Source organism: Desulfogranum japonicum DSM 18378 (assembly GCF_000429945.1).
In the GTDB taxonomy this organism is placed as follows: domain Bacteria; phylum Desulfobacterota; class Desulfobulbia; order Desulfobulbales; family Desulfobulbaceae; genus Desulfogranum; species Desulfogranum japonicum.
The window spans coordinates 87,796-111,221 of the sequence record NZ_AUCV01000019.1; the positions used below are offsets into that span (position 1 = coordinate 87,796).

The following is a 23,426-nucleotide window of genomic DNA, read 5'->3' on the forward strand; positions in this document are numbered from 1 at the left end:
TGGCTTACGTATGATCCAATACGTAGTCCAGGTTGATTGCCAGAACCTCAGACGACTTGCAAGCACTTATAACTACAGAAGATTTATAATTTTATTCGAATTTCCTGTAAGGAGTTGCCATTTTAAAAAAAAATCATGGGAAATGAGGATTAATGGGCTCCTCCTCTATCCTTGAATACTATCCCCATAAACAGACCTGCCATAATCGCTATACCAACGGAAAGTACGCCATACAGCAACCCTCTGTTGAAAGCCATGGAGCTGATAAATTTCGGAAAACCCGTCTCCACGAGCTGCAGTCGAGCAGTCTCCTGGCCGTCAATGGCTCCATCCTTATTCACACGAAGCATCTTGACAGTGTACTCGGCCACAGGCATTTTGGCTGGAATATGAATTGTTGCCGAAAACTCTTTGCCACCTTCAGCATTGTCGCTATATTGCATGCCATCTGCAATGATGCTGTAAAGAGAGTCACTTTGTTTGAGTTCAACAAAATTCCTGAAGACCTCTTCCTTATTGGAAGGCTTCGGTTCAATATCCACCTGTGGCAAGAGGGATGAAAATCCCAGGTTCAGTGTTTTCCATCGAGGATCCTGATTTTCCCGCCACGTATTAATGGATTCAGGCAGACACAGCAGGTAAGCACTTGGTGCGTTAGCGATGGAAATATGGCCCACAGTCATCCATAAAAACCCACCGACCTTCCCCTGTTGCTTTAATTCCACCTCTGCCCCATTACCAATAATCTGAACGACAGCCTGTTCATCCTTTTGCAAAGCACCCTTTACTACAACATCTTGCCCGTTGTAGGTGGCGGTAATATTAACCTGTTCAGGAGAAATCTGAATTGCCATGGCCTGGGAAGAAAAAAACATAAGCAGGCCCATCAGCAGAATCATGCATATTTTCATCTTCATGGTCAGTGGCCTCCAGCATAGGACAGTACTACCGATGGCTCCATCAGTAAACTGAACAACATTTTCACCATGACCAGCAGAACAAGACATGCCAGGATGATTTTCAACTGATCGCCCTTCAGCTTTCTACTGATCCTTGTCCCGAATTGCGCCCCAATGGTTGAACCGAGCAAGAGAAGCAAGGCAAGAACAAAATCTACAGTGTGGTTGGTCTGCGCCTGCATCACAGTAACATTGATACAGGTAAAGAGAATTTGAAAAAGGCTGGTACCTACGACAACATGCATAGGCATCCGCAACAGATACACCATGACCGGAACCATAATAAAGCCCCCGCCAACACCCATAATAGCTGCCAGAACCCCTACAAAAGCACCCAGAACCAATGGCGTCAACGCTGACATGGTTACCCCTGATTTTGTAAACTCGGTCTGAAAGGGCAAACCAGCCATCATTGTTCCAATTGCCGAAGGCTTCTTTTCAACAGAGACAGCTACGGCAGCTGCGGGGTCATCTTTATCTTTTTTCAAAGACTGCAGGCTTTCCACAAACATATAACCACCAACACCACCGAGCATGATAACGTAGGTGATATTGATCAAAAAGTCCGCATTTCCCATTGCCCGAAGGATTTTGATGAGCTGAACCCCAATGGCGCCGCCACCAATTCCGCCAATCAGCAGCAGGAAACCCATTTTCATATCCACATTGCCAAATCGATAATGTGCCAGGGTTCCTGAAGTTGAGGCCCCCACTATCTGATTGGAATCCGATGCCGCAGCAACCGTTGGTGGAATACCAAACATAATCAGCAAGGGAGTCATTAAAAACCCTCCGCCTACTCCAAAAATTCCGGAGAGCAGCCCAACTACGCCACCTAACCCCAGAATGACAGCAATATTAACGCTGTTCCCTGCAATGGGAAGATACATGTGAAACATTGAATAGATTCCTCTGGTTGAATTTCTCAAGCAAAATGCAATACACTCGTAACGATCTCCTTTTCAAGAGTGGATCGGTTGCTTTCCTGGTGAAAGGGCTGCTCCCTTCACGAGTTCATGAGCAGTTCCACCTTGCAAATTTTTTCAGTTTGCAGAGTTCGAGCCATTTTCAGCATGGCTTCGGGTGTCGTTTTTTTCCCATTAACCGACATTTCAAGAATCAGTGTCGAATGAGAATTGCGATAACAAAATCGACGGATCTCTCTGCAAAAGGATCCTTTTACCTGTACGTATTCATAGCTGACCTCCTTTTGTTCTGCCTGCTCTCTCCAACGCTGATGTATGATATTTCGATTAATAGGAGGAATGCGGGCTGAAGCCTGTTCCTGCTCACCAGATACATCAATCTCAAGGATCGTTACGGTTCCCTGAACACGTCTGGCAAGTTGCAACCCATGGATGACCGCCCAGATATTCTTTTCGCCTGCGACTACAGGCACTAAAATTTTTTCCATATTTCTTTCATAGCACAAAACGTGCCTTTCAATTAAACTACTGTTTTTATATGGTTTTAAAGAAAAACAAGGGTAGGAAAAGAGGAATAAGAAGTAATACGCGTTTCAATTTGAAACAGAAAAAGCATGCAGGAAAATGAAGTATCATAATCTTCCTGAAGCTCGGGTGAAGCTGGAAAAAAGAAACAGCACCACAGGGTGCCTTGATGCGAGAAAAATACAACAGATGGCTGTTACTTTGGTTTCATAACCAGCCAGATATCACAGGAGAGAAGAACATGGGTGCAGCTGTTCATTTTGAAACATAGGTAAGAATAAAACACTCTGACGCTATAAGAAAATGAGCATATCAAAAAGTCTATCAGAAACAAAAGATATCTTTCGTTGTTCCTGTTGGTTTGTATAGGGCACTATCAAGATAACTGATCTTCCGTGGGGAAATAGAGCAAGATGCCGGTATAAATGGACGAGGAAATCTCTTTTCAGAAGTAGCATCTCTATAGCCCTGAAGAACGTAACTGCGAAGAATTTGAGCTCTTGTTTCAAAATGAAACCAAAAACCTCAATATAATGTATTACGGTTATAACCTACCATCCCTGGATGCAATACTTTTACAGGCACTAAAGATGCAATCTAATTGTCTTCATCATCTAACTTGTGCTGCTTGATCCTTCTCCACAAGGTTGTGCGAGGTAACCCCAGGATGGCTGCCGCCATTTTCCTGTCACCCCTTGTAAAACGCAATACCCTGGAAATATGCTCTTTTTCTACTTCAGCAAGCGATTTCAGTATTTGGCTATCGGCTGTTTCAAAACTACAATGTTGAATATCCAGGGGCAAATGCTCCACCTCAACTGTATCCCCTGCACCAAGAGCCACAGCCCGTTGAATAATATTTTCAAGTTCTCGAATGTTACCGGGGTAATCATAATGGGCCAGTATTTCCATGGCATTCTGTGAAATCTTCTGAACAGCCTTATTAAATTTTCTATTATATTTCGCAAGAAAATGGCTGATCAGCAGTGGAAGATCTTCTTTTCTATCGCTCAGCGCAGGAAGTTCCAGCACCACAACATTCAAACGAAAAAACAGATCTTCCCTGAATGTACCCTGACTGACCATTTCTTTAAGATCACGATTTGTAGCCGCAATAATTCTGATATTCAAATCCACAGGAGTGGTGCCGCCTATCCGCAAAATCCTTTTTTCTTCCAACACATGCAGAAGCTTGACTTGCATGGAAAGGTCCATCTCTCCTATCTCATCCAGAAATACAGTGCCGTTGTTCCCAGCCTCAAGCAGCCCGATTTTATTCGTAGTTGCTCCGGTATATGCACCTTTTTCATGGCCAAAAAGCTCATTTGCCACCAGTTCCTCGGCAAAGGCGCCACAATTAAATGCAATAAAAGGTTGCTCGTTTCGGTGACTCAACTGATGTACGGCTTTGGCAACCAGCTGTTTTCCGGTGCCGGTTTCTCCTTGAATCAAGACATTGCAGTCTAAGGGCGCAATTGTTTTAATGGTTGCGATCAACGTCTCCATTGGTGGAGACTGTCCAAGGATACCACAATCGCCTTCACTGCATTCCAATTGCTGACGAAGCCAGTCGTTTTCACGCTTGAGAAGAACCTTCTCCTGGATAGCCTGGACAGCCAATAGCAAATCATGGCGTTTAACGGGCTTCCGCAAATAGTGGCAGGCACCAGTTCTGATGGCATCTACCGCCGAATCGATACTGGAATGTCCTGTTATAATAATGACCTCAATGTCAGGAGTCGTTCTTTTCAACGCGTCAAGAATTTTCAACCCATCCATGTCCGGCAACTGCAGATCAAGCAAAACAATGTCCACTGTATGATGGGTGACCGTTTCAAATACTTCCTGACCAGTATGGCAGACGAAAAGACGATCCACCACCTGTTGAAGAATCCGTTGAACCTGCTTGCAGAAGATCAGATCATCATCTGCAACAATCGTGGTTATGCGTTCTCTCCTGTTATGCTGCATCATTTATGCTCTCTTTTTCCTCACTCTCTGATTGAGGTAGACGAGGAAAGCTTACGGCAAAGGTTGTACCTTGTTCCACATTTGAACTCACTTCAATAAACCCCCTGTGTTTTTGAACAATCCCATAAACCACAGACAAGCCCAGCCCAGTTCCCTGACCGGTGCTTTTCGTCGTATAGAACGGTACGAAGATTTTTTCAATCACCTCGGGAGACATGCCAGCTCCTGTATCTTCCACCTCAATGGTTACCATATCCTCTTGGCGGTCAACAACGGACAGGGAAAGTGTGCCGCCACTGGGCATGGCCTGGATAGCATTAAGACAGAGATTGATAAAAACCTGTTTAAGGCTGTCAACATCTCCCTTGATCCAGCACTCCTGGTCTGGAAATACAGTCTTCAGGGTCACTTTGGCGATCATGATCTGATTTCGGATTAATTTCAGCGTGGTTCTCAATATGGTCGTCACTTCAACCTGTTCAAAAAACATCTTCCCATGGGCTCTGGAAAAATCGAGCAGATTATTGACAACCTTGCTCGCACGGCTCACCTCGCTGATGATATCAAGAATCATCTCTTTCTCGTCCTCTGGGCTCAAAAGCCCTTTCTCCTCCAAGAGGGCTTCTGCGGTCAACGAGATATTATTCAATGGATTGTTCACCTCATGGGCTATACCCGAGGCAAGGATGCCGACAGCGGCCAATTTTCTTGATTGAACAATTTGTTCATGACGATAATCAAGCTCTTTAATCATTCGATTAAAGGCCTTGATAATCATCGGGTATGTATGGTATCCGGTTTCAGAGGGACTGACCGGTCGAAAATCACCCTGGGCAATCCGTCGGGTGGTGCTGGTCACAAATTTAATCTGTTTCAGGGTCGCAATTGTCAGAAACAACAGTGCAACAATCAAACCTCCACTGAAAAGAAACATGACCGTGGCAGGGACAACCAGTATCTTTTTTAAACTTCTATGTATATAAACCTGATTCTGGGCCAGTACTTTTTTGGAAAAAAGAAGCAGTTTTTGCCCATACTCTCGCATGATATCAGGATCAACCTCATGTCCGTTTTTTGCGTCCAGAGTATACTGCTTATAAGTGGATAAGTATTTTTGAAATTGATCTATATCATCTTCGTATTTTCCTACCACCGAAGATTGGCGTACACTTTCCAGACCTGTTTGCAGTTTATCTATAAACACCAGCATTTCATTCAGATCGCCTGGGGCGATCTCGTAGACGAAATTCTTCTCATAACGCCGAAGCTCCAGGACATTTTCCATAAAAGTATGAATCTCCTGAAGATTGGTGAAATCGTCCTGAAACTCGTAAGTGCCATAGATATAGGCAGCGAGTTGAATCACCAGAGAGATTGCTGCCAGCCCACATACCACTATTAATTTTTTGCGTAATCCTTCCATCATCTTGCCATTATAATTTCATATTACTTGAGCAGGAGTATTGGGTTCACCGGATATTTTTAGATATCAGGCTGCAAACCATAACAGATTCAGGAGAGCTCCTTGCCAACAATCTGTAAAATCCACATGTTCTGTACAGAGGCAGACGATACCACATCGGAAAATTCACTGTGAGGTTTTTCTTGTGACGAAGAATATGGCCACGGAGCCTTCTCCTGATATTTCTTCAAAGGCATCGCATGAAGCACTGCTTAGTGGTATGCTTCCATGATTGATCCAACCAGCATACAGACCAATGTTGTGCGTGAAGAGGAATACACAGAGCCATGTGGTGGCGAAAAAACCGAGCAATAGAGCAGATAACAACAGAGCACCCCAAAAGCACTGACATTTATCGCATTCGAGCGATTTTTAATAATTTCAGAAAAATTCTCGAACTTAACACCATCGTCTTTGAAACCATTGCTGAAATGGATAGGACTCTTGGAGGAGAATATGTTTTTGACAAAAATTATCTGGAAGAATCGGTACGAACGATTTCCTCCCATGTTCATCATGTAACCTACAGCCTGAACGCCCTTACTGAAAACGCTCACATACCTATATACGACAAATACCAGGAAATCAGAAGTATCCTGGATGATATACTGGTAGGCAATTACAAGGCTCTGTATTGCCCGCCTGTCATGCCTCTGCATACCTTAAGCTGGGAACTTGAGCCTCTGGTGGGCATCAACCTTATCTGCCTGGCGGAACTGCAGCATCACCAGGGCATCCAGGCGGCAACTGGAATTGTACTTACCAGCGGTGCGGCGACTTCCCTTGCCGGACAGCCGGAATACGTAAGCAATGGACCGGAAATCAGCCGACAAAAAGTGGCTGATGCCCTCTCAACATTCTTGCAGGACCACCCAAAAAAAAACAAGAGCAATCCCCTTGTCGTAACCTCCAGCCAGATAGACGAGGATGTGGGAGAGACAAGAGATCTCGGAGAATTTTCCCTCACACCTACAGAGGATGGGGCAGATATCGTTCTAAGAGAAACCCTTTCAGAAATTTCTTCAGGCCATACCCCACTGGAGCAAACTGAACAAAAGAATTTCCAGGTTATCCCCGATGAGCGCACCCAAGGAGCCACCACCCTGGAGAAGTATCTCAATGGTATTCAACGAGTTTCACGCGTTGTACACTCAAGACTTCACAAAACTGCAGATTCCGTTGAGCCCACCTTTGCCCTTTTTATTCGGCGAGCCTTGCCTCCTTTACTTTCTGGAACAGTTACCACCAGAACCCGGCTGACCGGTCCGGTTCCACTGTTACGCATAACAGCCCACCCGTCACAACAGCAGAATACCAGGGACCGATATTGGCTTAAACGTCTTTTTCCTTTTAACATCATCTCATCAAACCTCTCTATAAAACCCGTCTCTTATCAATTCCCGGGTGAAGAACAGGCTGACCGGAGGCTTGAAGACGGCAGGTTCATGCGAGGTTCATCTCTTCTCAAACCTGCAGAGTTGACAGCTCTGGCGGAAACAGCAATGACCCTGGAGCGCATTATGGGCGTGCCGGTTACCGTTCAATGGGAATTGACGCTTAATGGAGATTTCATTATCACCAGGCTCTTTCCTTTTCTGGAAAAACCGGAAGAACCCACCGCCGCAGAGCTATCCGAAGAAATGGACAATGCGGTTATCCTTGCTGAAGGAGGCAGAGTTGTCCAATCCGGAGTGGCGGCAGGCATTGTGGTCCATATAACAGATCAGATGAACCCGGAAGATTTTCCTCTAGGCGCCATAGCCGTGGCTCCGGCAGCTACCCCGCAATTGACACCATTTCTCCACAGAGCCTCTGCCCTTCTGACGGAACAGGGTAAAACCATCGGCCATCTGGCCACGGTTGCCAGAGAACTCAACCTGCCGGCACTTTTCGGTATACCTGGGATTGTCAACGATCTGCACCCTGGGCAGGAGATCACCCTTGACAGTGGTATGCGCTGTGTCTTCAAGGGGGTTGTTAAAAGTCTGGTTCAACTGGGAAACAGCGAGATGGCATTCTCGCCGGTTGATACAGAATACCGTATCCTCCGACGGTTATTGCGTTTTATCAGCCCTCTGAACCTTGTCGACACAGAATCTCCTGATTTTTCCGCGCAACAATGCCGCACCTATCATGATATCATCCATTACTGCCATGAGGCAGCGGTTGATGAACTTGCCCATTTCCAGGAACGTCGTCCTGAACTGCATGGGCTGAAAAATTCCCAACTGCGACTCCCAATCGCTATGGATATCAATCTCCTGGATATTGGAAACGGGCTCCATGCGACCACCAACCAGGAGATCACCCTTGCCGATATCAGCTCCATACCGTTTGCAGTCTTCCTGGACGGGTTACTCCATCCCTTGGCAGGCGGTAATGAGACTCCATCCCTGGGAGTACGGAATATCTTGAACGCTATCCCGAAAACCCTGTCCCAAATGAACAGCCAGCCGGAATTACTCACCGGGAATCTGGCAATTATCGGCCGCAAATATATGAATCTCAGCTTAAGGCTGGGATATCATTTCAGTGTTATAGATGCACATTTTTCAGCTGACCGAAATAAAAATTACATCTATTTTCGGTTTATTGGGGGTATGGCTGAAGCAGCTAAACGGGAAAGACGGGCTCAATTCATAGCAGATGTGCTGGCCACCATGGATTTCAAGGTGGAACTCAACGGAGATCTTGTTGTCGGCAGGATAAAATTTGAACATCAGGACACTCTGCGCCGTGCCATTTTTGTATTAGGGGCATTAACAACATGTACACGACAGCAGGACATACTGCTGGATAACCAACGGCAAAGCGAACAATTTTTCCGCAACTTTGCAGCAACATTTCTGCTGCCCTATGGAAAAAAATCATCAACCGAGGATTCCCATTCATCTTCCATTAATAAAGCAGAAGAATTCTCCATGTCAGGAGGGAAATAACCATGAATATTCCTTTGGTCACCTCCTTTCTGGAAAAACTTCAATCCCGGCAGCAGGAACAGGAAGCCATAGCCCTTGAAGAACTCAAGGCCCGTTACCATGCATTCAGGATCTTCCTTGAGAATAACGGCACCGCCCTGGAACTCCTTGCCAAACTGGATTCCCTGCTGATTCGAGGGGACAGTGATGAAATTAAAAAACTGGTAGCAGATCTGATCAGCGTGACCACGGAACTGGTTGATGGATTGAATATTCTCTCCAACTATGGGCATGTCCAGTTATATGGCTTCCATGGTCGTATGAGCGAACAGATCTTTGCCATCCAGGACACCATTAAAGATGAGGATGCTCGTGATTTCTGTATCCCCTTAAGTCAACTTCCAAGAAATGGGGAACGTCTGGCAGGAAAAAAAGCAGCAAACATTGCAAGGCTCAAACGTCTGGCTCTGCCTGTTCCTGACGGTTTCATATGTACAGTGTATGCAACCAAAAGATTTTTAAAAATGGGAACACTGGCGGCTGATATTCAGCGCATCTTACGTGACATTACCCAGGGGCGACTGGAACTGAACAGAGGAGCGAACCGGATCACCACCAAAATAATGGATGCGCCACTCCCGGATGAACTGGCCAGATCGCTGGAAAACCAGTATCAGCTCCTGGCAAAACAGGGGCTTGGCGATCCGGAGGCATCTCTGCCGATTTCGGTCCGTAGCAGCGGCGTAGCTGAGGACGGTGTTGAATACTCCTTTGCGGGACAATTTTCCTCTGTATTGAATGTTGTGGGAGTTCCCTCCCTGTTTGTGGCGTTCAAAGAAGTTATAGCAAGCGGTTTCAGTGCACGCGCTATTTCTTACAGACTGAATGCAGGGCTCCCCCCTCTGGACTTTGATCTCGCTGTTCTTTGTCAAATTATGGCTCCGGTGGACTGTGCAGGCGTCCTTTTTACGGTAGATGCTGTGGAACCGGAGAATGGCAGAATGTTAATCAGTGCGGTTCCCGGTCTCGGCACTCTGGCTGTGGGGGGGACGTCTCCAGCTGACCTGTATCGCCCTCCCCGTTCAGCAATGGAAGGCGCATTACCTGGAATGGAAGATGAATTCTCCTGCCAGATAGGTCCCAAGACTTCAAGGCAGGCAGACATGCTTCTGGATGGTTCTCAGATCAATACAAAAACCATGCGGGAAATCCCCCTGCCTGATGGAGGCACACGCATAGAACAGGTTGACCCACTTAGAGGCAATATGCCGCTCCTCAACTCCTGGGTTATTGCTCGCCTGATGTACTTTGGCATGCTTCTGGAAAACCTGTGGGGCATGCCCCAGGATATCGAATGGGCATACTCGGCGGAACATGGTTTATCTCTGCTCCAGGCACGTCCACTCCGGCTGGCGGCAAAATCAGGCCGCAAACCTCAACACGACACAACTGATCGGCTTCTACAAGGTATATGCGCTTCATCGGGTAAAGTCGTTGGCTGCGTCCGGAAAGCCCACTCCATAAACGATCTTATTGCCTTGGGTTCAGAACAATCTAAACTCCGTAGCCTACCAACCATTGTTGTTCTTCCCCAGAGCATTGTCGAAGCCTCGAATCTGCTGCCCCTGTGCCGAGGAGCCATCATTGATACAGGCAATCCCACAGACCACCTCTCTTGTATTGCCAGAGAGTTGGGCATGCCCATGCTGACAGACTGTCAGGAAGCATTAACCACTCTCACAGACGGGCAATGGATTATCCTGGACGCTGATAATGGCTCGGTGTTTACAGCCTCGGAAGTGGTCTCGTCGGCTGCAATAAAAGCATTTAACGATCAACAAAAAAACAAAACCAGTCCGGCAACAGCTGATCCGCTCACCAAATTTCGTTCAGGTACCATTGCTGCTGAACGGGAAGCATTACGCAAGCTTCTGCTCCCCCTTAACCTCACCGACGCGTATGGCTCAACATTCTCCATCCTCGAATGCCGATCTATCCATGATATCATCCGTTATGCACATGAAATGGCTGTCCTTGCCATGTTTTCCACAGGGGATGCGATCATGGATTTTGCAGGCAGCCTGTTGCGCCAGCTGGATATCGGGGTCCCCATTTCCTTTCTGCTCATAGACGTTGGGGGAGGTATTCGGCGTTCCCATGAAAGTTTTTTACGTAAACAGTTAGCTCTACACAAACCTCTCGACCTGAACGATATTCTCTGCATTCCGCTCCAGGCACTTTGCAAAGGGCTCCTGACACCAAACCTTTCATACCATTCTGCACCTGATGCCGGAGCAATGTCAGGTATCTTATCCCGTACATTGCTGGACAAACGGGGAAAACGTCCTGCCGGGTCATTCAATTATGCCTTGGTTGCCCGTGATTACATTAACCTGAATGCCAAAGTTGAATATCACTTTGCCATGCTCGATGCCATCTGTGGCCGAAATACCCGTGCCAATTACATACGTTTCCGTTTCAAAGGAGGCGGAGCTGGGTTGGAGCGAGGTCATAGACGGGCAATATTTCTACAAAAAGTTCTTGAAGAAAACGGTTTTTTCACCACCGTTGTCGGTGACCTGATAACTGCCTCATTAACGGGAGCATCGAGAGACAGGGTATATAAGCAGTTGATTATGCTGGGCAGACTTTTCGGTTACAGCCGATTTCTGGATGGGGTTATGCACGACGAAAAGTCCCCGGAAATATTTGCCCGCGCTTTTCTGGAGGGAAAATACAACACCAGAGAATTTGAGTAGAGGTCAACTTCCTGAAAAAAACACCAGAGAGAGATTCAGGCGTGATAAAACCGCCGGGTCGGCAGTTCCAAGGCGGTTAACACGTTCCCATACACTGCGCCGGTATCAATACAGATCTGCCGGGGTCTGACAAGCGGGGAAAGAAACGGCGTATGTCCGAAAACTACGGTTATATCCCTGCTGTATTCTTCTCTTTCCCAAAATCTCCTGCTGGACAGCAACGACGCTTCCTGCTGAAGACTTGCCTCATCAGGTTCGTCTCCATCCACATACCGCTCAATCAATGCATTGCTTATATCAGCATGGGTAAAAATATATCCATTCCAAAACCATGCAAAAAGCAGGGAAGAGAGAAACGCTTTATGCCTCTCCGGAAAACAGGAGAGACTCTGCAAAGTATGCATACCTGCTCCATAACTCGCAATGGTCGCCTCTATGCCCATTACACGTAGACTGGGCAGCAATTCCACATCTGCAGATTCGGCATATTCCAGCAGTGCCTGTTCATGATTTCCCCTGAGGAAAACTACCTGCGCGTGGGTGTGTTCCAGTTCCAATAGAAAATCCAAAACTTTTGCAGAATCCGGCCCCCTGTTAATATAATCCCCCAGGAAAACGAGAGTATCTCTTTCCCGATCCACCGGCAACAGCTCAAACAGGGCTTTCAATCGATCAAAACAACCGTGGATATCGCCAATACAAAAAACTTTTTCCATCATTGCAGCCAACCTTACAGGATACCTCCATAATGAGAGGCTTACTCTTTAAAATTTTATTCACTCATGCAATACCGTCTCTCTGCTGTCTCATAAAACCGCAAATAGATCGAAACAAATAAGCCCCAAAGGACTCTCCACTGTAAAAAATAATTTCAAAAAAAACATTACCATAACAGAGAGATCCAATCCATGGCGTATCATACCACAAACCTTCGCCACACTATTGATATTTTCCGCGACCCTAAAATTCCGTTCCTTTAACCGCTGGTCCCGGCTCCTTATCCTGTAAATCACAGTTTGAAAGGAACCAGGTGGTTAACCAGCTGTGACGTCCAATATAATAGGACATTTCCAGCTTTATTGGAAACACGCTTCTGTGAAAATGATAACGCTGATCATTCCCTTTAACCTTGAATCCGCTTATCAAGGCTTCTTCGCACAGGACCTGCTGGCAAGCTATTATATCGTTGAATGAAAGCTAAATCGTATGCAGATGTAGTGCTGGTAAACGGTTATCAGCCAGACTTCATGTTCCTGGATCGAGTATTGCATAGACAGTTTCTAGTCGCAGAAAAAATGAATTATCCCATTTCGATTGTCTCTCTGTAAAACAGTTTTTTATTTTATGGCTGTTTTTTGTAGATGCATTTCTTTTAAACTATTCTATTTAGGAGGTTTCATGGCAAAGCAATCGGAAATTTATAAATGTAAAGCATGTGGTAACATTGTTACTGTTCTTCATGGTGGTGACGGCGATTTGGTCTGTTGTGGTGAAAATATGGTTATGCTATCTGAAAACACTGTTGATGCCGCCACTGAAAAACATGTTCCGGTTATTGAAAAAGTATCGAACGGGTACAAAGTTTCTGTTGGCAGCACCCCTCATCCCATGGAAGAAAAACATTACATTGAGTGGATAGAACTGATTGCCGATAATAAAAGTTATTTTCAATTTCTTATGCCAGGCGAAACTCCGGAGGCTCTTTTCTGTATTGAGGCAAGCAATGTCTCAGCACGGGAGTATTGCAATATGCACGGATTATGGAAGGCGTAGAGCCACGGGACCAGCACTTCATATGTGCATACATTGCCTACCAAGGCATAGCCTATCTTTGCACGACAGCCAAGTCGAGAACAGGTAGGTGCCGATGAACGACAAAGGCCGTTGCACCTTTTAGTCATATCTTTTGGGGGCTAAATGAAACAGTGTAACTGAGTTGCATTGATATGATGTGACAAACACACCCATTTTGGGTGTGTTTGTTGCGCTGATTCAAAGTTATTTCCCTATCGGCCAAGTGCATTCAGATTATTCGCTGTAACTGTCGTCTTCAGCGGAATATGCAGGTAAAAACTGTTTAGCGACTCAATACAAAATTGTCAAATGCTGATCCACAATCTGCAAAGAAATAACATAACGAACCACCTGTTGCATCTGATAGCTACATTAATAGCACAGTACTTTTTATAAAAATTAAAGCAACCAGTTTACATGATAAGGAATAAAACACATGAAATCACGTCAGGAATACACCCAAGCACTGCATAACAAAATCGACGAGTGGAATCTCGAAATTGACCGGCTGACTATGGAAGCAAACAAAATCGAAGCGGATTCCCGGATAAAGTTGCAGCAACAGATTGATATGCTGAAACAAAAGCGGGCTAACATTGAAAAGCAAATCCATGAGCTGAGTAATAGTAGTGAAGACGCCTGGGAAGATATGAAAAACGGTATTGATTTGGCGTGGGAAGCCATGAATACAGCTCTGGACTCAGCGGTATCCCGTTTTCTCAAATAGGATTTCCAAAGATACAAATACGTTATTCCACCTATTAGAATATTGTACCCAATACCACTCAGGCACATTTATTTCTTGAGGGCTAAAAAAGCAACAGTGAAAGTCTCCCAAGAGTCATCTTTTGCGACAAATATCATCCCCCGGTGCGTAGTCTCTTGCAGAGAGCTCATGTTTTTTTAAAAGACCATACAACCGAGATCTGGAAACTGCTGCAATATGGCAGCATTTCTTAATATCTCCATTTGTAAGGGAGAGTAGCTTTTTAAGGTAGATTTTCTCTTGTGAAAAAACCGCTTTTTCGCGCGATTGTTTTAGACTGGGCAAAGCATCTTCAGTTTTCTGCCCTCTAACCTTCCGTTTTTGAGGAGTTTCCTCTTTCTGGTTCTGCCAGAGCTTTTTATGGGCAACCTGTATTCGTATAGCAGGGGGAAGGTGTATAGGATACAATATCGAGCTCTCGCGCGCATCGATAATCGAGCGCTCAACTGCCTGAAAGAGCTCCCTCACGTTTCCTGGCCAATCGTAGCGAGTGAGTACGAGCAAGTAATCAGGAGAGAATGTTTTTTTCTTTATTTTTTCACGTTTGCAGAACTTGTCTCGACAATGGTAAGCAAGCTCTGCAATATCTGCCACTCTACTCCTCAGGGAAGGAAGAGCCAGATGGAATGTTTTAATTCGAAAAAGCAGATCTTCTCTGAAGGTACCTTCGTCTATCATTGCCTGTAAATCTTTATTCGTTGCGGCTATCAATCTGAAATCGATTTTTTTCTCTTTGGTTGTTCCAATTGGTAAATAAGTACGCTCCTGAATAATGCGCAGGAATTTTTTTTGTATATCAAGTGGCAGTTCGCCGATCTCATCAAGAAAAAGAGTACCACGGTGTGCTTGTGGTATGAGTCCAGGCTGTTCTTTATCTGCGCCGGTAAAAGCCCCTTTGGAATGGCCGAAGAGAATACTTTCCGCGAGAGCGGATGGAAGCGCAGCGCAGTCCACAATAGCGAAGTTATTTTCGGCCCGCGCGCTCAAATTATGGATAGTTGCAGCAAAGAGCTCTTTGCCGGTCCCTGATTCACCATCGATCAAAACGTTTGCATCCGACTCTGCGATACGCACGGTAAGATCGACACAGTTTTGCATTATCTTGCTTCCACCAATAATCCCATTACGCCGTAGGTCAGAGCTCATAGCTGTAAGACGTTGCACTGTAGATTCAACCTTATTATTACGGTAACGTAGAGCTCTATGTGCAATGCTTGGCAGTGTTTTATCTGGAAAAGGATCGATGATGTAATCCCAGACTCCTGCTTTGAGAGCTTTCGCAGCTTCCTTGGGATCTCCACTTGTGGTAAATATAATAAGCTCTGGTGCGTTTTCACATGCCTGCAGGTCCGCAATGGCTTCGCTGGCCAAACCATCAGAGAGACGGTCCCGTAGTATTACGATTTCATATCCATTAGTACTGTTTTCTACAACCCCTTCCTGTAAAGTTAATACGTGTGTGGTGGTGAGGCTGCTACTCTCCAGACTGTCTAGAAGAGATGTAGACAGTTGCTGGTCGCTATCGATTAGCAGCACAGATGCAAGCGGTTGAGTGTTTGCCATATATCCGTAGTATTAACCGTGGAATTTTGACATGCAAAGGCACTTAGGATTGTAAAAAATAATACACTTCCCAACATAGCGAGGATATTGGTGTAGTTGGGTGAATGGCGCCAATGGTTCCATGCTTGATTAAATTTCAAGCATGGAAAAAATTTTACCACAAATATATATCTACTACCAGAGTCTATACAACATTCCAGGATAAAAAAAGAGGTAGCAGTTGCAAGGTATACCCGTACATGAGCTATCAGCTCTGCACAAATGAAATTATCTGGTACAAAGACTGGCAGCTGAATGTTCAATAGCAATAGGGCTGTAAAGAGGAGAAAGGATATTTCTCAGGAATTTGAGAATATTTTTTGCATGGGTGTTTATTGGAAATACAATTGAGGGACGCGAAAAATAATCGCGAGAAAAAGACACATAGTATATCCCCTCAACCACATCGGCTGCCTCAATGGTTCGTCGAGGCGGATGAGCCGATAGATGTACAAGATCGGATATTATTTTTTCGATTCTTACCTGTCAATTCCATACGAATAGGTTATGCATGCATGCATTATCAATATTAATTGCAGTAGATCAAGCCGATGAACTCCTCCTGATAAAAAATAGCCTCTTACAGAAAAAGGTAAAAAATGACGGAATACAAGAGGCAGGCACTTTGCAAGATGCATTATCTTTGTTGGACACGTACGATTTTGATGTGGTACTGGCTGGGCTTTTTTTGCCTGACTCTAAAGGATTAAATACAATTCGGCAGCTACATCGAGCATCGCCACAATCGGCAATAATCGTCATTTCCGATGATATGGATGAGGGAGTTGCACTTCAATGTGTTCGGCTTGGAGCCCAAGACTATATAGAATGGAAAAATATTTCTCCTTCTTTTCTCTGTAAATCTATTACCCATTCCGTAGAAAGAGTTGCTATCTTACAAAGCAAAGAAGATCTGTTAAATGGTCTCACCCTGGCACTTGAACACATTAATAGGTTGGAAACAGTTTTGAATGCCTGCGTAAGCTGTAAAAAAATACAAACTGCTGAAAAGAGTTGGATACATATTGACGAATTGTATCAGCGTACCATACAAACAAATTCTGGGAGTACTGTCTGCCCTGAGTGTACTGCAAATTTTGCCGCCAAAATAAAGCATCCAAGCAAAAAGCGACAGTAAAGAAGGCAGATGCGAGCGGCATATCATTTGTGGTCACCTCTCAGCCAACCACTACATTATGAGATTGCATAACCTTTTCTTACCAAAAACAATACAATATGATATATTTACAATATGTTACGCGTAAGACATGCTTTACATAGTTGCGAAGCAGCATCATGTCTTACAAGGTTACGAACCAACAAAACTGGACAAATCCAACTTTGCCGGAAGTCTTCTAGCAACATAGCTGTTCAAAGTACTCCTTGTAACATGTTTTCTGAGACCCCTTAGAACGTGCCCCTATCTTGCCTGTCCACTAACCTACATTTCTTAGGGATTATTTTGCATCATATTCAAGCCACCAGACAGTTGCAGTCAGAGTGACCGACTGCAACTGTCGGGCAGCAAAGCAGATGCTGTAAAATTTGCTTGCCCATCAAAGAGGCCGTATGCGAATGTTTCTAAAAAAAGATTTTGTAAACGGGTCTGACAAACCATTTGAATTCAGTGTGGTAACAGTTATTTAAAAAATAATGGATAAAGCGGGCTACAGATGTTGATCTATTTCATTATTTTTTCTATCCGTATGAATATTTGCTTCTTTTTCAAACTTCTGATAAGAAGCTCCCTTATCAGTCTCTGATGTATCTGCATCGATGCTTCTTCTTTTGTTTCGAATCATAGAGTCAATATTTCTAAAAGTATCATACAAAATTTCTTTTGATCTATCCATTACCCCTCCATCCCAGTGTATATTTTCATTAACCATATAGAATGACAACATATTACCTGTTAAAGAGTGTGCTACGCTCTAATAGAGCTAGCTACTATATTTAGGATATATAAAAGCATGTATTTAGAACTGTTTTCCTTGGACATTTTTCTTTAATTGCACAATTTCAAGCCCTAAAGAAACACACTGTTTACCATTCATACACTGGTCAGCATCAGGTATTTCAAGATAGTGCTTGAGTTCATGCTTATCTTTTTTCAGGTCAACAATCCAAACATTCTTACTATGATCAAAACTCACGTTGACATCTATGCCGCATTGACCAATTTCAGGATATAATGCAATAATTTTTTCACATAATTCTTGCTTGTCATGCATAATCGTACCTCTTACTTGCTATTAACAGAAAATAGACATCCTCTATTACACAAAAAGCAAATATCATACCGTTCTTACACAAGCCCACCTATTTTTTTCCCTAAAAGAAAAAAATAATACCTCTACGCATTCTATCCGGGAATAAAAACTGCATGTTTTTATTCATTAGGGTGATGTACTATCTGTTTAAGCAGCCTTCTGCGTACTTTTTTAGGACAATGCAATTGATAGCAAGAGAGCAATCTATGTTGACTTACGTGAATAGTGACAGGTACAAATATTAAAACAGCAATAACAATCCACTAAACATACAGGTGAAACATGAAAATCTTTTTTGAATTGTGGCACCATGCGTCTATGATAAGTCTAGGTCTTTTTTGGATGGCATTGTGGGCTTTTGCTCTTGGATACTTTGTTTCAAGCCTGATACAGGTGCTTGTTACCAAGCAAAGAATGCAGCGAATGATGGGAATAGCCGGCCCCAAAAGTATGATCCTTGGCGCCTTTTTTGGGTTCGTGTCTTCTTCATGCAGTTTTGCTGCCCTTTCAACCACACGGGCACTTTTTCAAAAAGGTGCCGGTCTGGCACCTGCTATGGCATTCATGCTGGCATCTACGAACCTGGTAATAGAATTAGGGATAATCATTGCCCTTTTTCTGAGTTGGCAATTTGTTGTAGGTGAGTATCTTGGAGGAATCCTCCTAATTTTGTTTGCCTGGCTCTTCATACGATTTTTTTATCCAAATACGCTTATACAAAATGCAAGAGAAAAACTGGATAGCGAGCATACATCCACTGATAATAAAGGAGAGGACTGGAAAGAAAAAGTGTCAAGTTGGTCCGGATGGAGTGAAATCGGAACAACCTATGTGATGGAGTGGCAGATGGTCTGGAAAGACGTCTTGATCGGGTTCACTATTGCCGGCATTATAGCTGCTTTTGTTCCTGATACTTTTTTCACACACCTTTTTATCGGGACAGGAGGCAGCCAAGCAGAAAATCCAAGCTTCGGGGCTATCTTTTTCCAGGCTTTGATCGGTCCAGTTGTGGCATTTTTCACCTTTATCGGATCAATGGGCAATATCCCGCTGGCTGCGCTCCTCTATGACAATGGAGTCAGTTTTGCCGGTGTAATGGCCTTTATTTTTTCCGATCTCGTAGTGTTCCCCGTGCTGCGAATCAATGCAAAATATTATGGATGGAAAATGGCCTTTTATATACTTGCTATGCTTCTCAGTGGCTTGATTATAGTTTCCCTGCTCCTGCACTATTCCCTTGCCGGGCTTAATATATTACCACACCCGACAGGAACGGACACGTTGGTCAATCGAAATCATTTTGCGATTAACTATGGGTTTTATCTTAACATATTGTTTCTCGGTATTTCGGCGTTTCTTTCCTGGATCTGGTGGTCGACAAAAAAAAATACTGATTATAAACATCATGAACATAAAGAGCATGATGCAATCCAGATAAGCACATATATCTTCAAATTCTCCGTGTTTGCAGCTTTTATATGGATAGTAGGGGGAATTTCCCTTCCCATTATTATACTCTAACCCACGAGTTGCGTAGACTTCAATGAAGCCGTTGAATGTATTTGCAACTCACCGGAAACACTCATAACCAACTGGCAATAAGTATAAATTCACCCGTGCCTCCAGTAGTTACGCATTCCCTTAAGAAGGAGAGAATGAATTGAATCCAAAAAAGAGAGTTTTATTATTGATCACAATAATGTCGTTTTTGGTTATTGTTACCACGATGACATCTATAGGTATATTGTATAGAACTGCCATCAAAGAGGAAACTATAAGACTTTCTGAAACGGCTAAAAGCCAGGCACGATTAATCGAAGCAGTCGCCAACTTTGACAAAAAATATAGCAATGCCTACCCGCTTGGCCCCAAACAGGCTACGCTTCAACAGATTAAGAACGCTCACTCTAATTACCAAGGGTTTGGAATCACCGGAGAATTTACTCTTGCGGAAAAACAAAAACAACAAATTGTTTTTTTGCTCAACCATCGTCATTATGATCTTGATAACCCTAAACCTGTTCCCTGGAAATCTACATTCGCTGAGCCTATGCGCTTGGCACTATCTGGTAAATCAGGTGTGGTAATTGGTCTTGATTATAGAGGAGAGACAGTTATTGCAGCTCATGAACCTGTAAATGAACTAAACCTTGGGATTGTAGCAAAAATAGATCTATCAGAAGTAAGAACTCCGTTTTATAGAGCTGCAGGCATTACTGGTTTGCTAGCCATGATTTTTATCGTATTTGGGGTGAGTCTTTTTTTTAGAGTCACCAATCCGATTCTGATTGAACTTAAACAAACCATAGATACCCTTCAGCAAGCTCTAAGAGAAGTTACCGTTCTTAGAGGAATCTTTCCAATATGCTCATTCTGCAAGAAAATTCGAGACGACGAAGGATATTGGAATCAAGTCGAAGTCTATATTCAAAACCATTCAGATGCCAATTTTAGTCACAGTATTTGCCCGGATTGCATCACTAAGCATTATCCTGAATTTTCAGATTGATACCTGAACTCAGGGATCATTGATAAAGCGAGGAGCCGTGTTTTTTAGAATCTGTTTGCATCTATATCTTCCTAATATTTTTGGTACCTAATCGTGGTGCTGACCAGCGCCGTAGAGTGCAAGCAAACGTAGCTTGGTTGCGGTGTTCACTGTGCTTGACGCAGTCAGCACCGCGATTCATGGCAACGACGTCGACATGAACGTGGAGTTGAACTACATAGACCACGATGAGAGTTTTCCCGCAAAGTACAACTTGAGGATACCTGTAAGCCTGCAAGGTAAGGATTGCTGCCAATGATGAAATCATCGACAGAAAGCACTATAAAGCTGCGCCGGCTCAACCTCGGCTGCACCTCCTTCCCAAACCAATCATCAAGCACTGTGTGAAGAATAATGACTTATCCTCAGGACCACAACTATACATGTTTCGGGGCTCAATACAGACCCTGTATTCTTGATTCACCTGGCTTCGAACTCCCGTTACCGGGTTGGCCCTCAGGTTTCACTACTGTTCTGCCGGCTCAGCTTTGGACAGGCGGGATTTGGGAGTTACCTCCCTCACCCGCTAGGTAACAACAACCAATTTCAGTGATTAGTCACATCCCATGGTTTCGGATTTATCCCGGAACGATGAACGTTTGTTAATTGCTGTTATTATTGTAGAATTTTTTATAATCGGCCCAGAATTGTTCTTTTACCTCTTTAACTTCATCGAAGTAATCTTCAAAGAAACCAACCTGATTCCATTTTATAGGGCAAGAATATTCTTCTCCATCTTCACCGAACTCTGTGACCCAGAAAGAGGGTTTTGTATCATCTACAATTTTAAAACAATCAAAAGGATACAGGTAAGGTTCTTTATCAGTATCACAAATTATCCTATAATCGTCTGCTTCGATTCCAATCACTTCATAGTCTTTTCCTATTTTCAGATCTTTAATTATAAATCGATCCTCTTCTGAAATATTTTTGACAAGTTTGACGATCATATTTTTTTACAGTTAACGCCCAATATGTGCGGCCCACCCACGCCCTGAGCGGCAGGATGAAGCCCGAATTGCCACGAAACGTTTATGGCGGGCAATTATACTAAAATTCGCGAGCGCGGGTAGGGGCGGCACCATTTTTTTATTAGCCCTCAAATCGCCATAACTTCCTGTAATAACTATGATTAACAAATCGTATCATCGTGAATTAACCCATTCCATCATATCTTCCATACATCAGAGATTTACTCGGGGATGTACGGGATAAGTCCTTTGGCATACGCGGCTTCCTGGATGTTACGCGGAGCAGAGCGGGCATCAAGAATGAATCCATTCACCGTAATCATCCATGCTCTTGAATTCTCATCAAGCTTGCTTGGGAGGCACCAATTTGGGTCAAGCTGATACATATCGAGCAGGTCACGTACAATTTTTGATTTGGCTCCTCCGGTACTTTTACCAACACCAAAGGCTGCGTAGAGATCGGTGGCGCTCATTGATGGCTCTTGGCTCCGATCAAACAGAAAATTCACGAATCCTATCGCATGCGTAATGCCACACGCCCAGGTATTGGCCTTGCCCTTCAGAAGAGGTGACGGCCGTTTTCGACACAAGGCTGCTGTCGCGTATCGGATAAGTTGCGCGTATTCCGGTGTGAGATACTCCGACGAAAACGTATCGGTTAATCCGACAATTTGCGTATAGATATCACGCATCGCTGCCGGAACGTTTTCCGAGTGTGTCCTGTGTGCCATCCTTTCCTCCTCGTTTAGCTTCAGCCAGAGATTACCTTTACAAACGTGGACCTCTGTTCTGTGTTCAACATTTCACCAAAAATCCCAATTCACATCTCGTGATCATACCCCAGAGATGCCATATCGTGTCAAGTTTTACGTGTGTAATTTTGGGGCTCATCTTTTTATGAACATAGGATAGAAAAAATGGAGATCATCGGAGCCATTTGATTGAATTACGACAAGATCATCAAGAAAACATCCTCCCACAGAGTGACATGGGAACGAAATAGGTGGCGTGAAGCGCGACCGAAATGCGCTTTCGTGGTGCGGTAAATACACTCGTTCCGCTGCCGGTGCGCCCTGGGAAATTTGTCATCTACCGCCAGACACTCAAGGCGCACGAACAAAGGTGGCCACGGCTCATCATGCTTCTTTCTGCGATAAGGTTTCACGGGAACAGCAAAATAGCCAAACGTTACGAGGACGAGGGCATCGAGGTAGGACGGCCAGTTACTCGACCACCCCCCTTATAGATCCCTGCGTGCGGTTTTCCCGCACAAGGCTCCTCGATATTGCTCGCTTCGTACAAGAGTATATATACACTCTCTTTGCTGTTCCCCTCAGTGAGGTTTGCTTGCAGTATTCGGCCTTTCTTATCCGTACAAATTTCCTTTGAGGGCTACGCAATACCGTCATCCCCTTCCCCATGTAATCGGCGTTACCGTCTCAGAGTACTATGAGATGATCTGACTCCCTTCACTTCATTTACCCGTTGGACAGCCTTTTGGCGATTGTACTGCCCTACCCCTGACTATCGAGGAGGTGGAAGAGTCTCCCCAGTTCTTAATGCTTCTCTCACTACATGCCACTCTCTTGGCCCCCGGCAGATCCTGGGAATCTTGCCACTACGATTCCTTTGTTCTGGCTTCAGATACGTTAACATAGTCGCCAACTGCATTATACTCTGACGAGGCTGAATTGCTTAAGGGGGAGGTACGTCTCCCCTGCGGCCTGCAATGTTCCCTGTGTACGCTTCACGATCTTTATTCGCCAAATGGCTCCGCGAGTCGCGCAACACTCGGTACGGGCTGCTGGCTAGGCTTTGCCCGACAAGGGATTTCACACTTATAGGGGCACCCTGCAAAAAGCGCCAAGCTACGCCTGGCGCACCAACGTAGAGCTAACCGGCCCGGCATTGTTTGCCGGGTCCGAGCGTAGTGCAACGGAGCGTTGTTGAGCGCC

Annotated in this window: 18 protein-coding genes; 7 read left to right on the forward strand and 11 right to left on the reverse strand. The window is 44.5% G+C overall.

Translation table 11 applies throughout. From position 1 onward, the window contains the following. Positions 1 to 149: 149 nt before the first annotated feature. The 5 genes from G493_RS0110310 to G493_RS0110335 form a co-directional block, all read right to left on the reverse strand. Positions 150 to 917 (reverse strand): TIGR02186 family protein, encoded by a 768-nt coding sequence (locus tag G493_RS0110310; RefSeq protein WP_028580315.1) that lies wholly within the window; start codon positions 915 to 917, stop codon positions 150 to 152. Between the two features lie 2 nt (positions 918 to 919). Then, on the reverse strand, positions 920 to 1,858 hold the full coding sequence (locus G493_RS0110315) for a sulfite exporter TauE/SafE family protein (protein WP_028580316.1): 939 nt from the start codon (positions 1,856 to 1,858) through the stop codon (positions 920 to 922). A gap of 107 nt (positions 1,859 to 1,965) precedes the next feature. Further along, positions 1,966 to 2,373, reverse strand: a complete 408-nt coding sequence (locus G493_RS0110320) for a hypothetical protein (RefSeq protein WP_028580317.1) — start codon at positions 2,371 to 2,373, stop codon at positions 1,966 to 1,968. A gap of 634 nt (positions 2,374 to 3,007) precedes the next feature. Further along, on the reverse strand, positions 3,008 to 4,384 hold the full coding sequence (locus G493_RS0110330; RefSeq protein WP_205623667.1) for a sigma-54-dependent transcriptional regulator: 1,377 nt from the start codon (positions 4,382 to 4,384) through the stop codon (positions 3,008 to 3,010). After that, positions 4,371 to 5,807 (reverse strand): sensor histidine kinase, encoded by a 1,437-nt coding sequence (locus tag G493_RS0110335; RefSeq protein ID WP_028580319.1) that lies wholly within the window; start codon positions 5,805 to 5,807, stop codon positions 4,371 to 4,373. The genes G493_RS0110330 and G493_RS0110335 overlap by 14 nt, the downstream gene beginning before the upstream one ends. Positions 5,808 to 6,130: 323 nt before the next feature. Between G493_RS0110335 and G493_RS0110345 the strand changes: the two genes are divergently transcribed. Then, positions 6,131 to 8,782, forward strand: a complete 2,652-nt coding sequence (locus tag G493_RS0110345; RefSeq protein WP_028580320.1) for a PEP-utilizing enzyme — start codon at positions 6,131 to 6,133, stop codon at positions 8,780 to 8,782. 2 nt (positions 8,783 to 8,784) lie between these two features. After that, positions 8,785 to 11,520 carry a PEP/pyruvate-binding domain-containing protein gene (locus tag G493_RS0110350; protein ID WP_028580321.1) on the forward strand — a complete coding sequence of 912 codons (2,736 nt, stop codon included), beginning with the start codon at positions 8,785 to 8,787 and terminating at the stop codon, positions 11,518 to 11,520. A gap of 35 nt (positions 11,521 to 11,555) precedes the next feature. Here the strand turns inward: G493_RS0110350 and G493_RS0110355 are convergent, their stop codons facing one another. Continuing rightward, positions 11,556 to 12,239: a metallophosphoesterase gene (locus G493_RS0110355; RefSeq protein ID WP_035274180.1), complete on the reverse strand. Its 684-nt coding sequence runs from the start codon at positions 12,237 to 12,239 to the stop codon at positions 11,556 to 11,558. 679 nt (positions 12,240 to 12,918) lie between these two features. Between G493_RS0110355 and G493_RS0110365 the strand changes: the two genes are divergently transcribed. Together G493_RS0110365 and G493_RS0110370 are read left to right on the forward strand one after the other, a co-directional pair. Continuing rightward, the gene (locus G493_RS0110365; protein ID WP_028580324.1) at positions 12,919 to 13,293 is read left to right on the forward strand and encodes a desulfoferrodoxin; all 375 of its coding nucleotides are present in this window, start codon (positions 12,919 to 12,921) and stop codon (positions 13,291 to 13,293) included. A gap of 457 nt (positions 13,294 to 13,750) precedes the next feature. Beyond that, positions 13,751 to 14,041: a sll1863 family stress response protein gene (locus G493_RS0110370; RefSeq protein WP_028580325.1), complete on the forward strand. Its 291-nt coding sequence runs from the start codon at positions 13,751 to 13,753 to the stop codon at positions 14,039 to 14,041. 114 nt (positions 14,042 to 14,155) lie between these two features. Here G493_RS0110370 and G493_RS28785 read toward each other — a convergent pair whose 3' ends face one another. Further along, on the reverse strand, positions 14,156 to 15,643 hold the full coding sequence (locus tag G493_RS28785) for a sigma-54-dependent transcriptional regulator (protein ID WP_051309208.1): 1,488 nt from the start codon (positions 15,641 to 15,643) through the stop codon (positions 14,156 to 14,158). A gap of 550 nt (positions 15,644 to 16,193) precedes the next feature. On the opposite strand from G493_RS28785, the gene G493_RS0110385 reads away from it, so the two are divergent. Beyond that, entirely contained in the window at positions 16,194 to 16,820 is a 627-nt protein-coding gene (locus tag G493_RS0110385; protein WP_028580326.1) for a response regulator, read from the forward strand. A gap of 529 nt (positions 16,821 to 17,349) precedes the next feature. Here G493_RS0110385 and G493_RS0110390 read toward each other — a convergent pair. After that, complete coding sequence (locus G493_RS0110390; RefSeq protein WP_153306476.1) at positions 17,350 to 17,535, reverse strand: hypothetical protein; 186 nt, start codon at positions 17,533 to 17,535, stop codon at positions 17,350 to 17,352. Positions 17,536 to 17,658: 123 nt separating this feature from the next. Continuing rightward, positions 17,659 to 17,913, reverse strand: coding sequence for a hypothetical protein (locus G493_RS0110395; protein ID WP_028580328.1), 255 nt, complete (start codon positions 17,911 to 17,913; stop codon positions 17,659 to 17,661). 321 nt (positions 17,914 to 18,234) lie between these two features. Between G493_RS0110395 and G493_RS0110400 the strand changes: the two genes are divergently transcribed. Further along, the gene (locus tag G493_RS0110400; RefSeq protein WP_028580329.1) at positions 18,235 to 19,473 is read left to right on the forward strand and encodes a permease; all 1,239 of its coding nucleotides are present in this window, start codon (positions 18,235 to 18,237) and stop codon (positions 19,471 to 19,473) included. Positions 19,474 to 19,612: 139 nt separating this feature from the next. Beyond that, positions 19,613 to 20,461 carry a hypothetical protein gene (locus G493_RS0110405; protein ID WP_028580330.1) on the forward strand — a complete coding sequence of 283 codons (849 nt, stop codon included), beginning with the start codon at positions 19,613 to 19,615 and terminating at the stop codon, positions 20,459 to 20,461. Between the two features lie 641 nt (positions 20,462 to 21,102). Here G493_RS0110405 and G493_RS33825 read toward each other — a convergent pair. Together G493_RS33825 and G493_RS0110420 are read right to left on the reverse strand one after the other, a co-directional pair. Continuing rightward, positions 21,103 to 21,450 carry a hypothetical protein gene (locus G493_RS33825; RefSeq protein ID WP_028580331.1) on the reverse strand — a complete coding sequence of 116 codons (348 nt, stop codon included), beginning with the start codon at positions 21,448 to 21,450 and terminating at the stop codon, positions 21,103 to 21,105. A gap of 242 nt (positions 21,451 to 21,692) precedes the next feature. Then, on the reverse strand, positions 21,693 to 22,202 hold the full coding sequence (locus G493_RS0110420; RefSeq protein WP_028580332.1) for a DUF6398 domain-containing protein: 510 nt from the start codon (positions 22,200 to 22,202) through the stop codon (positions 21,693 to 21,695). Positions 22,203 to 23,426: the final 1,224 nt, after the last annotated feature.

What these genes read in the sequence shown, in the direction of transcription:
- G493_RS0110310 (WP_028580315.1), bottom strand. Translation starts at nt 917, where the DNA reads ATGAAGATGAAAATATGCATGATTCTGCTGATGGGCCTGCTTATGTTT.
- G493_RS0110315 (WP_028580316.1), bottom strand. Translation starts at nt 1,858, where the DNA reads ATGTTTCACATGTATCTTCCCATTGCAGGGAACAGCGTTAATATTGCT.
- G493_RS0110320 (WP_028580317.1), bottom strand. Translation starts at nt 2,373, where the DNA reads ATGGAAAAAATTTTAGTGCCTGTAGTCGCAGGCGAAAAGAATATCTGG.
- G493_RS0110330 (WP_205623667.1), bottom strand. Translation starts at nt 4,384, where the DNA reads ATGATGCAGCATAACAGGAGAGAACGCATAACCACGATTGTTGCAGAT.
- G493_RS0110335 (WP_028580319.1), bottom strand. Translation starts at nt 5,807, where the DNA reads ATGATGGAAGGATTACGCAAAAAATTAATAGTGGTATGTGGGCTGGCA.
- G493_RS0110345 (WP_028580320.1), top strand. Translation starts at nt 6,131, where the DNA reads ATGTGGTGGCGAAAAAACCGAGCAATAGAGCAGATAACAACAGAGCAC.
- G493_RS0110350 (WP_028580321.1), top strand. Translation starts at nt 8,785, where the DNA reads ATGAATATTCCTTTGGTCACCTCCTTTCTGGAAAAACTTCAATCCCGG.
- G493_RS0110355 (WP_035274180.1), bottom strand. Translation starts at nt 12,239, where the DNA reads ATGATGGAAAAAGTTTTTTGTATTGGCGATATCCACGGTTGTTTTGAT.
- G493_RS0110365 (WP_028580324.1), top strand. Translation starts at nt 12,919, where the DNA reads ATGGCAAAGCAATCGGAAATTTATAAATGTAAAGCATGTGGTAACATT.
- G493_RS0110370 (WP_028580325.1), top strand. Translation starts at nt 13,751, where the DNA reads ATGAAATCACGTCAGGAATACACCCAAGCACTGCATAACAAAATCGAC.
- G493_RS28785 (WP_051309208.1), bottom strand. Translation starts at nt 15,643, where the DNA reads ATGGCAAACACTCAACCGCTTGCATCTGTGCTGCTAATCGATAGCGAC.
- G493_RS0110385 (WP_028580326.1), top strand. Translation starts at nt 16,194, where the DNA reads ATGCATGCATTATCAATATTAATTGCAGTAGATCAAGCCGATGAACTC.
- G493_RS0110390 (WP_153306476.1), bottom strand. Translation starts at nt 17,535, where the DNA reads ATGGATAGATCAAAAGAAATTTTGTATGATACTTTTAGAAATATTGAC.
- G493_RS0110395 (WP_028580328.1), bottom strand. Translation starts at nt 17,913, where the DNA reads ATGCATGACAAGCAAGAATTATGTGAAAAAATTATTGCATTATATCCT.
- G493_RS0110400 (WP_028580329.1), top strand. Translation starts at nt 18,235, where the DNA reads ATGAAAATCTTTTTTGAATTGTGGCACCATGCGTCTATGATAAGTCTA.
- G493_RS33825 (WP_028580331.1), bottom strand. Translation starts at nt 21,450, where the DNA reads ATGATCGTCAAACTTGTCAAAAATATTTCAGAAGAGGATCGATTTATA.
- G493_RS0110420 (WP_028580332.1), bottom strand. Translation starts at nt 22,202, where the DNA reads ATGGCACACAGGACACACTCGGAAAACGTTCCGGCAGCGATGCGTGAT.